This is a genomic window from Mycolicibacterium chengduense (genome assembly GCF_033741155.1).
In the GTDB taxonomy this organism is placed as follows: Bacteria; Actinomycetota; Actinomycetes; order Mycobacteriales; family Mycobacteriaceae; genus Mycobacterium.
Map to the genome: position 1 here is coordinate 635,058 of NZ_JAWQNH010000001.1, position 12,795 is coordinate 647,852.

Below are 12,795 nucleotides of genomic sequence, written 5' to 3' on the forward strand. Positions count from 1 at the left end.
CTCAGTGCGCGACCGGGCACTTACCCGTGTAGTCGACCTGCCAATGCTTAATACCATTGAGCCAGCCGGACTTCAGCCGCTCCGGCGTACCGACGGGCTTCAGATCGGGCATGTGATCGGCGACCGCGTTGAAGATCAGGTTGATGGTCATGCGGGCCAGATTCGCGCCGATGCAATAGTGCGCGCCGGTGCCGCCGAACCCGACGTGCGGATTCGGGTTGCGCAGGATGTTGAACGCGTGCGGGTCCTCGAAGACCTCGTCGTCGAAGTTCGCCGAGCGGTAGGACATCACCACCCGCTGGCCCTTCTTGATCTGCACGCCGGCCAATTCGGTGTCTTCCAGCGCGGTGCGCTGGAAGGCCGACACGGGGGTGGCCCACCGGACGATCTCGTCGGCGGCGGTCTCGGGGCGTTCCTTCTTGTACAGCTCCCACTGCTCGGGATGCTGAGAGAAGGCGATCATGCCGTGGGTGATCGAGTTGCGAGTGGTCTCGTTACCGGCCACCGCGAGCATCACGACGAAGAAGCCGAATTCGTCGTCGGAGAGCTTCTCACCGTCGATATCGGCCTCGATGAGCTTGGTGACGATGTCGTCGGTCGGGTTCTTGGCCCGCTCCTCGGCCATCTTCATCGCGTAACTGATGAGCTCGAAGGACGACATGGCCGGGTCGACGTCGGCGTACTCGGGATCCTCGCCCGCGGTCATCTCGTTGGACCAGCGGAAAAGCTTGTCGCGATCCTCCTGCGGGACACCGAGCAGTCCGGCGATGGCCTGCAGCGGCAGCTCGCAAGACACCTGCTCCACGAAATCGCCGGACCCCTCGGCCGCGGCGGTCTGCGCGATCTTCTGGGCGCGCTCGGCGAGCTCGGCCTCCAGTCGGCCGATGGCGCGGGGGGTGAATCCGCGGGAGACGATCTTGCGCAGCCGGGTGTGCTGCGGAGCGTCCATGTTCAGCAACACGGCGCGCTGCAGGTCGACCGCTTCTCGGGTCATCTCCTGCGGCCACACCGGGATGGCGCCGTCGGGTGAGCTGCCGTAGATGTCGTTGCGCTTGGACACCTCTTTGACGTCGGCATGTTTGGTGACCAGCCAGTAGCCTTTGTCACCGAACCCACCGGTGCCACCGGGCACGTCGACCCAGTGCACGGGCTCGGACTTACGCAGTTCGGCGAGTTCTTCCACGGGCAGCCGTTCGAGGTTGAGGCTGGCGTCGAGAAGGTCGAAATCACTCGGGATGGGGCATGGCATGGAAGTGCGCTCCTAAGAATGCAACGTGTTCTAGTGCCAGTAAAACATGCCTCCACCGCAGATAAAAGGCACGGTGGCATCGTCGCTTGTCAGAGTAATGAAACGTGTTCTAGCCTGACGACATGGGTAATCCTGTCATCGTCGAAGCCACCCGCAGCCCGATCGGCAAGCGCAACGGCTGGTTGTCCGGTCTGCACGCCACCGAACTGCTGGGCGCGGTGCAGAAGGCCGTGGTGGAGAAGGCCGGGATTGACGCCGGCGATGTCGAGCAGGTCATCGGCGGCTGCGTCACGCAGTACGGCGAGCAGTCCAACAACATCACCCGCGTCGGCTGGCTGACCGCGGGCCTGCCCGAGCACGTCGGGGCGACCACGATCGACTGCCAGTGCGGCAGCGCCCAGCAGGCCAACCACCTGATCGCCGGTCTGATCGCCACCGGTGCCATCGATATCGGCATCGCGTGCGGCATCGAGGCGATGAGCCGGGTCGGCTTGGGCGCCAACGCCGGCCCGGACCGGGGCCTGATCCGGGCCGCGTCATGGGATATCGACATGCCCAACCAATTCGAGGCTGCCGAGCGGATTGCCAAGCGCCGCGGCATCACCCGCGCCGACATCGACGCGCTCGGCCTGGCCTCCCAACTCAAGGCCAAGCAGGCCTGGGCCGAGGGCCGCTTCGACCGCGAGATCTCGCCCATCTCCGCGCCGGTGCTCGACGAGAACAGACAACCCACCGCCGAATGGGCTCCGGTGACCCGCGACCAAGGCCTGCGTGACACCACCGCCGAGGGGCTGGCATCGCTGAAACCGGTGCTGGAAGGCGGTATTCACACCGCGGGGACGTCATCGCAGATCTCCGACGGTGCGGCAGCGGTGCTGTGGATGGACGAAGACAAGGCGCGTGCGCTCGGGCTCAAGCCCCGTGCCCGCATCGTCGCGCAGGCCAACGTGGGCGCCGAAACGTACTACCACCTCGACGGTCCCGTGCAGTCCACCGCCCGAGTGCTGGAGAAGGCCGGGATGAAACTCGGCGATATCGACCTGGTCGAGATCAACGAGGCGTTCGCATCGGTGGTGCTCTCGTGGGCGCGCGCCCATGAGGCCGATATGGACAAGGTCAACGTCAACGGTGGGGCCATCGCGCTGGGCCACCCGGTCGGTTCCACCGGCGCCCGGTTGATCACCACGGCGCTGCACGAGTTGGAGCGCACCGGCAAGAGCACGGCGCTGATCACCATGTGCGCCGGCGGGGCGCTGAGCACCGGCACCATCATCGAGCGGATCTGAGTCCGGCCGGTGCCAGCTTCGGAAGCCGACCGCATCGCCGCGGCGCAGGCGTATATCGATGCCCTCGTCACCCACCGGGCCGACGAGGTGCCTTTCGCACCGGGATGCGTGCGCATCGAGATGGGGCTCAAGACCGGCCGCTCCGGAGATCACTTGCGGCGCAGCCTGAACAACGGTCCGCAGTTCAAGATCATCGAGGCGACGACGACGCCGGAGTTCTCCGTCGACGGCGATCAGGTGCGGGCCCGGTTCGACGTGCTGACCAAACCGCGGTTGTTCGGCCGGCGGGTGTGCTCACACGTCGACGAGACGTTCCTGATCCCGGCCTCCGACGGCAAGATTCACCACATCAGAGCCTCACTCACCCCCTTCATCAGCCGATAGGGATCGCAGCCATGGCCACTCCGCCTCGCCCACTCAATGCCAAGCAGGTCGAACGGCTCAATGCCCCGGCCACGGGCACCGCGATCAAGTGGATGTCGCGAGCGCAGACCTGGCTGTTCAAGAAGTCGGGCGGCAAGCTGGCCAACAAGTTCCTGCGCGGCGCCGAGGTCGGCATCCTGACCACGACCGGCCGCAAGACCGGCGAGCTGCGGGACAGTCCGTTGCTCTTCCTGCAGGAGGGCAGCCGGATCGTCCTGGTCGCCTCGCAGGGCGGTCGGGCCACCAACCCCATGTGGTATCTGAATCTGAAGGCGAACCCGAACATCAGCTTCCAGACCAAGAACGAGAAGCTGAACCTGGTGGCCCGCGATGCAACGGACGCCGAACGCGCCGAATACTGGCCCAAGCTGGATGCCATGTACGCCGATTTCGCGAATTACCGGTCCTACACCGACCGCAAGATCCCGATCGTCATCTGCGATCCGGCGTAGCCGGCCCCCGGCCGCGCCGGGGGCCGACCGCGCCCGCTCAGGCGCCGTATACCGGCAGCGGGGTCCGCGACTTGGCCAACAGGTCGCTGACCACCGGCCCCAGTTCGGCCGGGTCCCAGCGGGCGCCCTTGTCGATCTCGGCACCCCGCGCCCAGCCTTCGGCGACCCGAATGATGCCGCCCTCCACCTCGAAGACGCGGCCGCTGACATCGCGCGACTCGGCACTGCCCAGCCACACCACCAGCGGGGAGATGTTCTCCGGGGCCATCGCGTCGAAATCCTGCTCCTGCGTGGACATCATGTCGGCGAACACCGTCTCGGTCATCCTGGTACGGGCCGAGGGTGCGATGGCGTTGACGCTGACACCGTAACGGCCCATCTCGGCGGCGGCCACCAGGGTCAGGGCGGCGATACCCGCTTTGGCGGCACTGTAGTTGGCCTGACCGACGCTGCCCTGCAGCCCGGCTCCGGAACTGGTGTTGATGATGCGGGCGTCGACGGTGTTACCGGCCTTCGACTGGGCACGCCAGTACGCTGCGGCGTGCTTCATGGTGGCGAAGTGGCCCTTGAGGTGAACGGCCGTGACGGCGTCGAACTCTTCCTCGGAAGTGTTGGCGAACATCCGGTCACGCACGATGCCGGCGTTGTTGACCAGCACGTCGAGTCCGCCGAACGCCTCGACCGCGGTCTGGATCAGACCCTCGGCCTGCGCCCAGTCCGCGACGTTCGCGCCGCTGGTGACGGCTTCGCCTCCGGCCGAGCGGATTTCGTCGACGACGGCCTGCGCAGCGCTGCCACCGCCGGCGGGTGACCCGTCGAGGCCCACACCGATGTCGTTGACCACCACGCGCGCCCCTTCGGCGGCGAAGGCGAGCGCGTGCGCACGGCCGATTCCGCCGCCGGCGCCCGTCACGATGACCACGCGGCCGTCAAGCAAACCCATTGCTGTTCTCTCCTCTATTTGATGTCGGCGGTCGTGGTGCTCAGGTAGTGCGGCGGCTCACCGCCGCCGTGGACCTGTAGCGAAGCACCACTGATATAGGAAGCTGCCTCGGAAGCCAGAAATGCTGTTGCCCAACCGATATCGGCCGGCTTGGCAAGGCGCCCCAAGGGCACGTTCTTGGAAATAGCCGCGATAGAGTCCGCGTCGCCGTAGAACAATTCGGACTGCTCGGTTTCCACCATGCCCACCACCACCGAGTTGACCCGCACCTTCGGTGCCCATTCGACGGCCAGGGTGGTCGTCAGGTTGTCGATGCCGGCCTTGGCCGCCCCGTAGGCGGCGGTGCCCGGAGTGGGCCGGTGGCCGCTGACACTGGAGATGTTCACGATGGACCCGCCGCCGTCCTGCTTCTGCATGACGGTGTTGGCGTGCGTGGAGACCGACAGCGCGCCGATCAGATTCAGTTCGATGATCTTGGTGCTGAATTTCGCCGAGGCGTCGGCGGCCAGCACATAGGGCGATCCGCCCGCATTGTTGACGACGACGTCGAGGCGGCCGTGCGTCGCGACGATGGTGCCGATCAGGCCCCTGACCGCCTCGTCGTCGCGGATATCGCACGCATGGAACTCGTACGGCGAGCCCTCGACCGGACGGCGTGCACAGGTGATGACGGTGGCGCCCTGGGCGGCGAACACCGCGCTGATCCCGGCGCCGACCCCGCGCACCCCGCCCGTCACCAGGACCACCCGGCCCGCGAGTTGCAGATTGATTCCAGCCCCGTCAGTCACTGTGCTAGCGTACCAAGCAAGTGCTTGCTTAGGTAGCGACCCCTTCAGGAAGTGTGTCTGATGACGATCACCACCACGACAGTCGAACCGGGCATCGTCTCGGTCACCGTCAACTACCCACCGGTCAACGCCATCCCGTCGCGCGGATGGTTCGAACTCGGCGATGCCATCACCGCCGCCGGGCGCGATCGCAGCACCCATGTGGTGATCCTGCGAGCCGAGGGGCGCGGCTTCAACGCCGGCGTGGACATCAAAGAGATGCAGAACACCGAGGGCTTCACCGCCCTGATCGACGCGAATCGCGGCTGTTACCACGCGTTCCGCTCGGTGTACGAATGCGAGGTGCCGGTGGTGGCCGCCGTCAACGGCTTCTGCGTGGGTGGCGGTATCGGGCTGGTGGGCAATGCCGACGTCATCGTCGCCTCCGACGACGCCAAGTTCGGCCTGCCCGAGGTGGAACGCGGCGCCCTCGGTGCCGCCACCCACCTGTCCCGGCTGGTGCCCCAGCATCTGATGCGCCGGCTGTTCTTCACCGCCGCGACCGTGCCCGCCGAAACCCTGCACCATTTCGGCTCGGTACACGAGGTGGTGCCGCGCGCCGACCTCGACGAGTCCGCCCTGCGGGTGGCCCGCGATATCGCCAGCAAGGACACCCGGGTGATCCGCGCAGCCAAGGAGGCGTTGAACTTCATCGACGTCCAGCCGGTCAACGCGAGATACCGGATGGAACAAGGTTTTACCTTCGAACTCAACCTCGCGGGCGTCTCCGACGAGCACCGCGATGCGTTCGCCGGGACGGACAAGGGTGGGAAATAGTGGCAGACAAGAGAACAACACTCGATGAGGCGGTCGCCTCGATCGAGAGCGGCATGACCATCGGCATAGGCGGCTGGGGGTCCCGGCGCAAGCCGATGGCCTTCGTCCGCGCACTGCTGCGCACCGACGTGACGGACCTGACGGTGGTCACCTACGGCGGACCCGACCTGGGCCTGCTGTGCTCGGCGGGCAAGGTCAAGCGCGTGTATTACGGCTTCGTGTCGCTGGACTCGCCGCCGTTCTACGACCCGTGGTTCGCCAAGGCCCGCACCACCGGTGCCATCGAGGCCCGCGAAATGGACGAGGGCATGCTGCGCTGCGGCCTACAGGCTGCCGCCCAGCGATTGCCGTTCCTGCCGATCCGCGCCGGCTTGGGCAGCGACGTCCGCACCTTCTGGGGCGACGAGCTCAAAACCGTCAAATCTCCTTACGACGCTCAGGAACTCATCGCCATGCCGGCACTGAACCTGGATGCCGCGTTCGTGCACATGAACCTCGGCGATGAGCGGGGCAACGCCGCCTACACCGGTATCGACCCGTACTTCGACGATCTGTTCCTGATGTCCGCACAGCAGCGGTTCCTATCGGTGGAACGCGTCGTGACCACCGAAGAGCTGGTGAAAGCCGTTCCGCCGCAGGCACTGCTGATCAACCGGATGATGGTCGATGCCGTCGTCGAGGCGCCGGGCGGTGCGCACTTCACCACCAACGAGCCCGACTACCGGCGGGCCGAGAAGTTCCAGCGGCACTATGCCGAGGCAGCGGGCTCCGATGACACCTGGGCCCAGTTCGTCGCCACGTATCTGTCCGGCAGCGAGGACGACTACCAAGCTGCCGTGCGCACGTTTGCCGAGGAGGCCAACCGATGACTCCCACCCGCGCCGAGGTCTGCGCCGTCGCCTGCGCCGAATTGTTCCGCGACGCCGGCGAGATCATGGTGTCCCCCATGACCACCATCGTGTCGGTGGGTGCTCGGTTGGCACGCCTGACCTTCTCCCCCGACATCGTGCTGACCGACGGGGAAGCACGCATCATCGCCGACACCCCGGCCATCGGCGCGGCCGCGGCGATCGAGGGCTGGATGCCGTTCAACCGCGTTTTCGAAACCCTGGCCTGGGGCAAGCGCCACGTGGTGATGGGCGCCAACCAGATCGACCGCTACGGCAACCAGAACCTGTCGGCGTTCGGCCCCATCCAGCATCCGACCCGCCAGATGTTCGGCGTCCGCGGCGCGCCGGGTAACTCGATCAACCATGCCACCAGTTACTGGGTGGGCAATCACTCCAAGCGGGTGTTCACCGACAACGTCGACATCGTGTCCGGAATCGGCTGGGACAAAGTCGATCCGAAGAACCCCGCCTACCGGTTCGCGAACATATACCGGGTGGTGACCAACCTGGGCGTGTTCGACTTCAACGGTCCGGAGCACCAGATGCGGGCCGTCTCGCTGCATCCCGGGGTGGACGCCGAACAGGTCGCCGAGAACACCTCGTTCGAGGTGCACGGGCTGGGCGAAGCCGAGACCACCCGCCTGCCCGACGCCGACGAGCAGCGCCTGCTGCGCGAGGTGATCGATCCGAAGTCATTGCGCGACAAAGAAGTCAAGGTTTAGGTCATGAGTAAGCTGGTCACCCCCCTCACCGAGCTGGTCGGTATCGAGCACCCCGTCGTACAGACCGGGATGGGTTGGGTCGCGGGTGCCCGGCTCGTCTCGGCGACCTCGAACGCCGGCGGTCTTGGCATCCTGGCGTCGGCCACCATGACACTGGCAGAACTGCAAGCGGCCGTCACCAAGGTCAAGGCCGCGACCGACAAACCGTTCGGCATCAACATCCGTGCCGACGCCGGCGACGCGAACGACCGCGTCGACCTCCTGATCCGCGAGGGAGTCAAAGTCGCCTCCTTCGCTTTGGCTCCCAAGCCCGACCTGATCGCCAAGCTCAAAGATGCCGGCGTGGTGGTCATTCCGTCGGTCGGACTGGCCAAACACGCCAAGAAGGTGGCCGGCTGGGGCGCCGACGCGGTGATCGTGCAGGGCGGTGAGGGCGGTGGCCACACCGGTCCTATCGCCACCACACTGCTGCTGCCGTCGGTGCTCGACGCGGTCAAGGACACCGGTATGCCGGTGGTGGCCGCCGGTGGATTCTTCGACGGTCGCGGCCTGGCTGCGGCGCTGTCCTACGGCGCGGCCGGTGTCGCGATGGGGACCCGCTTCCTCCTGACGGCCGACTCGACGGTGCCCGACGCGGTCAAACGCCGGTACCTGGACGCAGCCCTGGACGGCACCGTGGTGTCCACCCGGGTCGACGGGATGCCGCATCGCGTGCTGCGCACCGGCCTGGTCGAGAAGTTGGAAAGCGGTTCGCCGGTGCGGGGTTTGGCCGCCGCGGTGGCCAACGCCCAGAAGTTCAAGAAGATGTCCGGCATGACCTGGAAGTCGATGATCACCGACGGCCTGGCGATGCGGCACGGCAAAGACCTCACCTGGTCACAGGTGGTGATGGCGGCCAACACCCCGATGCTGCTCAAAGCAGGGTTGGTCGAGGGCAACACCGAGGCCGGCGTGCTGGCCTCGGGCCAGGTGGCCGGCATCCTCGACGACCTACCGACCTGCGCCGAGCTGGTCCCGGCGATCGTCGCCGAGGCTATCGAGCATCTGGAGTCGGCCGCCAAGTACATCCAGGCCTGATCCGGCTGCTCGTGTCAGCGGAGTCAGCCGGAACGCTGCACCCGGACCTTGATGTTCTTCATGATCGGCTGATCGCTTTGCGTGCTGTAATCGCCGATGGCGCACAGCACGTTCATCTCCGGCATGTAGCCGGCAGCGTTGCCACGCGGAATGCTGTACGGAATGGCCTTGTACCGGCGTAGCGATCGGGTGCTGCCGTCGCGTGCAGTGGCGACGATATCGACCTCGTCGAACTCGCGGATGCCGCGATCGGCCATGTCCGCGGCGTTCATGAAGACCAGGGTGCGCAGATTCTTCACCCCGCGGTAGCGGTCGTTGTCGGAGTAGACGGTGGTGTTCCACTGATCGTGCGAACGCAGTGTCGCAAGGATGAGGTTGTCTTCGCCGACAGTGTCGTCGGGCAGTGGCGGCGCCCAGAATTCGGCCTTGCCCGAAGGAGTCAGGAACACCAGCTCACGGGCGGGCTGCTTGATCCGGAACCCCAGCGGCAGGCGGACCCGCCTGTTGAAATCCTCGAATCCGTCGAGCACCTTGGCCATCGTGTCGCGGATCCGGTCGTAATCCTCGACGTACCAGTGCCATGGGGTGGCACTACCGGGAAGGGCTGCCGCCGCCATACCGGCGATGATGGCCGGCTCCGACATCAGCTGCGGGGATGCGGGCTTCTTCATCCCACGGGACAGATGCACCATGCTCATCGAGTCCTCGACCGAACATGACTGCACCCCTGAGCGCTGGTGGTCCTTCTCGGTCCGGCCGAGGCAGGGCAGGATCAGGGCACGGCGGCCGTGGACGACGTGGCTACGGTTCAGTTTGGTACTGACCTGCACGGTGAGTTCACATTTGCGCAGGCCGGCGTAGGTGTATTCGGTGTCGGGTGCGGCGGCGGCGAAGTTTCCGCCCATGCCCACGAACACCTTCAGTGCGCCGCTGTGCATGGCTTCGATGGTCCTGACGGTGTCCAGCCCGTGAGCGCGGGGCGGGTCGATCTTGCAGACGTCGGCCAGCCTGTCCAGAAAGCCCTCGGTGGGCCGGTGATCGATACCGCAGGTGCGGTTGCCCTGCACATTGCTGTGGCCGCGCACCGGCGACGGGCCGGCGCCTTCCCGGCCCAGATTCCCGCGCAGCAGCAGCAGGTTGACGATCTCGCGGACGGTGTCGACGCCGTGTTCGTGCTGGGTGACGCCCAGACACCAACTGATGATGCTGCGGTCGGCGTCGCGGTAGATCTTGGCCGCAGCGCGGATATCGCGCTCGGACACGCCCGATTTCGCTTCGATCTCGTCCCACGGGGTGGCTTCGACCACGTCACGGTACTGCTCGAATCCGGCGGTGAAGCGTTCGATGAACTCCACGTCGAGCGCCTTGGGATCCGTTTTCGACTGTTCCAGAACGACTTTGGCGATACCCCGGATCAGGGCCAGATCGCCGCCGATCTTGGGTTGCAGGTTCAAGGTGCTGGTCTTGGTCGATTTGAACGTCGCCATGCGCAGGAAGTCGTGCGGGATGATGGTCCTGGTTGCGCCGCCCTCGACGAGCGGGTTGATGTGCACGATCTGCGCGCCGCGGCGGTAGGCCTCCGACAGCGCGGTCAACATCCGCGGCGCGTTGGATGCGGCATTGACCCCGAGAACGAACAGGGCATCGGCGGTCTCCCAGTCCGCGAGGTCCACGGTGCCCTTGCCGGTGCCCAGCGCGGCCTGCATCGCGCGGCCGCTGGCCTCGTGGCACATGTTCGAACAGTCGGGAAGATTGTTGGTCCCCAGCTCGCGGGCCATCAGCTGGTAGAGGAAGGTCGCTTCGTTCCCGAGCCGGCCCGAGGTGTAGTACGCGGCCTGGTTGGGATCGTCGAGATCAGCAAGCGCGCCGCCCACCATGGCGAACGCGTCCGCCCAGCCGATCGGCTCGTAGTGGTCGGTATCCGGGTTGTATACCATGGGTTCGGTCAGCCGGCCCTGGTCTTCCAGCGCGAAGTCACTCCAGCTCGCGAGTTCCGAGACGGTATGCGCGGCAAAGAACTCCCGCCCGCAACGCTTGTGCGTCATCTCCCACGTGACGTGCTTGATGCCGTTCTCGCAAATATCGAGCTTGAGACCCTTGAGGTCGTCGGGCCAGGCGCAGCCGGGACAGTCGAAGCCACCGTCTTCATGGTTCATCTTCATGATGGCCCGGGGTCCGTCGAACGGCTCGCGTTCACGCGCCAGGAACTTGGTGACGCTGATGGCCGCTCCCCACCCGGCAGCGGGGTGGTGATACGGGTGGAACTCCGGGCGGTGCGGGTCGGTGGAGTTGTCGGCGCTGCCTGGCTCGGTCATGGTTCCAGTCTGCTCGACATCATGCGCCGGCGCCTACCGAATCACGACCGTCCAGCAGCGCTCAGCGATACCAGTCCGGTAACTCACCGGGCCGCAGGTCGGTGGTATCACCGGGCCGGGTCAGCGTCAGCACCGCCCGCACGATGGTGGGCCGCGACTGGAGCTCGTCTGCGATGGCGTTCAGCCGGGCAGCGACGTTGGATTCCGCCGCATCCCCGACCAGATCGACGGCTGCGACGAGGTAGATCCGATCGGCGCCAACCCATTCCATGTGCAGGTAGCTGACCCGCTCGACGTCGCGGTGGTCGAGCAGGCTCTGCAGCGCGGTATTGCGGGCCAGCGGGGTGACGGCCTCACCGGTCAGGAAGTCCATGTTGCGACCGATCAGGAACAGCGCGACCCCGCCCAACAGGATGCCCACCAGGATGGAGCCGACGGCATCCCAGACCGCATCCCCCGTCAGCTGGTGCGCCAGGATTCCCGCGGAAGCGATGACGATCCCGATCAACGCCGAGAGGTCCTCGGCGAACACCGAGCGCAGCATCGGGTTGGACATCACCCGGACGTACCGCAGCGGATGGATTCGGCGTTGCGCAGCACCGGATCTGGTTTGTTGCAAGGCTTGTAGGAACGACGTTCCCTCCAGCACGAAGGAGACCCCGAGAACCGCATAGGCCCAGGCATATGAGGTCGCCTCCGATTCGCCGCCGAGTGATTGCACCCCATGCCAGACCGACACCGCGGCGCCGACCGTGAACAGGCCGAAGGCCGCGAACATCGACCAGATATAGCCGGCGCGGCCATAACCCAACCGGTGGTCGGCATCGGCCGGTTTCATCGACCGGCGGGTACCGATCAGCAGGAACACCTCGTTGCCGGTATCGGCCCACGAGTGCGCGGACTCGGCCAACATCGACGCCGACCCGGTTAGCCCGGCGACAACGGTTTTGGCAACGGCGATAAGCACATTCGCGCCGAGCGCGACGGCGACGGTGAGCAGGCTCTCGTTCTGACCTACATCGGTTGCGGATGCCTCCCCCGAATTGCCCATGCTCAACCCTAGCCCCGGGGCTGCCGCCGAACAGCGGAGCGGTGTCAGCGCATGAGGCAGGTCTGCGGGTTGCGCCCGATCCACCGATGCCATATCGTCAACGAACACTTTGTTTAGTTATACAGAATTTCGGATTTACCTCCACGAACGGGCGGTTCAGATCGATGCAATCTGACGGCGCAGGCGTCGCCGCGGCACCCGCGGCCGCGGATGCGGACGCCGATCTGGGTGCGCGGATCCGCGAATTCCGGTTGGCCCGCAGGCTGACCCTGCGGGACCTCGCCAGCCGGGCCGCGACGTCGGCGGGCTTCCTGAGCCAGCTCGAGCGCGGTCAGGTCAACGCTAGCGTCGGGACATTACGCCGGCTGTGCGAAGAACTGGGTGTCACGCTGCCCGATCTGTTCACCGACCACCATGCGCACGGCGCGCGTATCCTGCGCAAGCGCGACCGGCCGGAGATCCACGTCTCGGATACCAGCGCGAAATACCTGCTGTCCCAGAAGCCCTTGCGCAATCTCGAGGTCTACGTCGCAGAGTTCGCTCCCGGTGGCAGCGCAGGAGACGCCTACGTGCACGACGACTCGCAGGAGATCATGCTCGTCATCGCCGGCAGCATCGTGCTCGAGCTCGACGGGGCGATGCATCAGCTCGAGGCCGGTGACAGTGCCGAATACCGGACATCGGTGCCGCACACCGTGCACAACCACAGCGCCGAACGCGCCGAACTTCTCTGGATCGTCAGCCCGCCGACGATATGAGACGTGCCGCTTCCGGACGGCGCGC

Annotated in this window: 13 protein-coding genes; 8 read left to right on the forward strand and 5 right to left on the reverse strand. The window is 66.1% G+C overall.

The window, feature by feature from the left end; translation table 11 throughout:
- Position 1: 1 nt before the first annotated feature.
- A complete protein-coding gene (locus SBI67_RS03235) occupies positions 2-1,249 on the reverse strand; it encodes a cytochrome P450 (RefSeq protein ID WP_318979164.1) in 1,248 nt (415 codons plus the stop codon).
- Between the two features lie 122 nt (positions 1,250-1,371).
- Here SBI67_RS03235 and SBI67_RS03240 point away from each other — a divergent pair, with 122 nt between their 5' ends.
- Genes SBI67_RS03240 through SBI67_RS03250 form a run of 3 tightly spaced genes read left to right on the forward strand, consistent with a single transcriptional unit; the run spans position 1,372 to position 3,410 of the window.
- Positions 1,372-2,535: a steroid 3-ketoacyl-CoA thiolase gene (locus SBI67_RS03240; protein ID WP_318979165.1), complete on the forward strand. Its 1,164-nt coding sequence runs from the start codon at positions 1,372-1,374 to the stop codon at positions 2,533-2,535.
- Between the two features lie 9 nt (positions 2,536-2,544).
- Positions 2,545-2,919, forward strand: coding sequence for a DUF8021 domain-containing protein (locus SBI67_RS03245; RefSeq protein WP_318979166.1), 375 nt, complete (start codon positions 2,545-2,547; stop codon positions 2,917-2,919).
- A gap of 11 nt (positions 2,920-2,930) precedes the next feature.
- Positions 2,931-3,410: a nitroreductase family deazaflavin-dependent oxidoreductase gene (locus SBI67_RS03250; RefSeq protein ID WP_318979167.1), complete on the forward strand. Its 480-nt coding sequence runs from the start codon at positions 2,931-2,933 to the stop codon at positions 3,408-3,410.
- A gap of 37 nt (positions 3,411-3,447) precedes the next feature.
- Here SBI67_RS03250 and SBI67_RS03255 read toward each other — a convergent pair whose 3' ends face one another.
- Together SBI67_RS03255 and SBI67_RS03260 are read right to left on the reverse strand one after the other, a co-directional pair.
- Positions 3,448-4,353: an SDR family oxidoreductase gene (locus SBI67_RS03255; RefSeq protein ID WP_318979168.1), complete on the reverse strand. Its 906-nt coding sequence runs from the start codon at positions 4,351-4,353 to the stop codon at positions 3,448-3,450.
- A gap of 14 nt (positions 4,354-4,367) precedes the next feature.
- Entirely contained in the window at positions 4,368-5,141 is a 774-nt protein-coding gene (locus SBI67_RS03260; RefSeq protein ID WP_318979169.1) for an SDR family oxidoreductase, read from the reverse strand.
- Positions 5,142-5,201: 60 nt separating this feature from the next.
- On the opposite strand from SBI67_RS03260, the gene echA20 reads away from it, so the two are divergent.
- From echA20 to ipdC, 4 genes are read left to right on the forward strand one after another with little or no spacing between them, the layout of a single operon-like run.
- Positions 5,202-5,957, forward strand: coding sequence for a (7aS)-7a-methyl-1,5-dioxo-2,3,5,6,7,7a-hexahydro-1H-indene-carboxyl-CoA hydrolase (echA20, locus tag SBI67_RS03265; RefSeq protein ID WP_318979170.1), 756 nt, complete (start codon positions 5,202-5,204; stop codon positions 5,955-5,957).
- Positions 5,957-6,826 carry a cholesterol ring-cleaving hydrolase subunit IpdA gene (gene ipdA, locus SBI67_RS03270; protein WP_318979171.1) on the forward strand — a complete coding sequence of 290 codons (870 nt, stop codon included), beginning with the start codon at positions 5,957-5,959 and terminating at the stop codon, positions 6,824-6,826. Before echA20 ends, ipdA begins: the two co-directional genes overlap by 1 nt.
- Entirely contained in the window at positions 6,823-7,569 is a 747-nt protein-coding gene (gene ipdB, locus SBI67_RS03275; RefSeq protein ID WP_318979172.1) for a cholesterol ring-cleaving hydrolase subunit IpdB, read from the forward strand. The genes ipdA and ipdB overlap by 4 nt, the downstream gene beginning before the upstream one ends.
- Before the next feature lie 3 nt (positions 7,570-7,572).
- Positions 7,573-8,646, forward strand: a complete 1,074-nt coding sequence (gene ipdC, locus SBI67_RS03280) for a (3aS,4S,5R,7aS)-5-hydroxy-7a-methyl-1-oxo-octahydro-1H-indene-4-carboxyl-CoA dehydrogenase (protein WP_318979173.1) — start codon at positions 7,573-7,575, stop codon at positions 8,644-8,646.
- Positions 8,647-8,669: 23 nt separating this feature from the next.
- Here ipdC and SBI67_RS03285 read toward each other — a convergent pair whose 3' ends face one another.
- Positions 8,670-10,961: an FdhF/YdeP family oxidoreductase gene (locus SBI67_RS03285; protein WP_318979174.1), complete on the reverse strand. Its 2,292-nt coding sequence runs from the start codon at positions 10,959-10,961 to the stop codon at positions 8,670-8,672.
- A 61-nt stretch (positions 10,962-11,022) separates the two neighbouring features.
- On the reverse strand, positions 11,023-12,012 hold the full coding sequence (locus SBI67_RS03290) for a cation diffusion facilitator family transporter (protein ID WP_318979175.1): 990 nt from the start codon (positions 12,010-12,012) through the stop codon (positions 11,023-11,025).
- A 164-nt stretch (positions 12,013-12,176) separates the two neighbouring features.
- Here SBI67_RS03290 and SBI67_RS03295 point away from each other — a divergent pair, with 164 nt between their 5' ends.
- The gene (locus tag SBI67_RS03295; protein ID WP_318979176.1) at positions 12,177-12,770 is read left to right on the forward strand and encodes a type II toxin-antitoxin system RelB family anti-toxin; all 594 of its coding nucleotides are present in this window, start codon (positions 12,177-12,179) and stop codon (positions 12,768-12,770) included.
- Positions 12,771-12,795 lie beyond the last annotated feature (25 nt).

Coding starts and splice junctions, on each gene's coding strand:
- SBI67_RS03285 (WP_318979174.1), bottom strand. CDS start 10,961: ATGACCGAGCCAGGCAGCGCCGACAACTCCACCGACCCGCACCGCCCG.
- ipdC (WP_318979173.1), top strand. CDS start 7,573: ATGAGTAAGCTGGTCACCCCCCTCACCGAGCTGGTCGGTATCGAGCAC.
- SBI67_RS03240 (WP_318979165.1), top strand. CDS start 1,372: ATGGGTAATCCTGTCATCGTCGAAGCCACCCGCAGCCCGATCGGCAAG.
- SBI67_RS03295 (WP_318979176.1), top strand. CDS start 12,177: ATGCAATCTGACGGCGCAGGCGTCGCCGCGGCACCCGCGGCCGCGGAT.
- SBI67_RS03255 (WP_318979168.1), bottom strand. CDS start 4,353: ATGGGTTTGCTTGACGGCCGCGTGGTCATCGTGACGGGCGCCGGCGGC.
- ipdB (WP_318979172.1), top strand. CDS start 6,823: ATGACTCCCACCCGCGCCGAGGTCTGCGCCGTCGCCTGCGCCGAATTG.
- SBI67_RS03250 (WP_318979167.1), top strand. CDS start 2,931: ATGGCCACTCCGCCTCGCCCACTCAATGCCAAGCAGGTCGAACGGCTC.
- echA20 (WP_318979170.1), top strand. CDS start 5,202: ATGACGATCACCACCACGACAGTCGAACCGGGCATCGTCTCGGTCACC.
- SBI67_RS03235 (WP_318979164.1), bottom strand. CDS start 1,249: ATGCCATGCCCCATCCCGAGTGATTTCGACCTTCTCGACGCCAGCCTC.
- SBI67_RS03290 (WP_318979175.1), bottom strand. CDS start 12,012: ATGGGCAATTCGGGGGAGGCATCCGCAACCGATGTAGGTCAGAACGAG.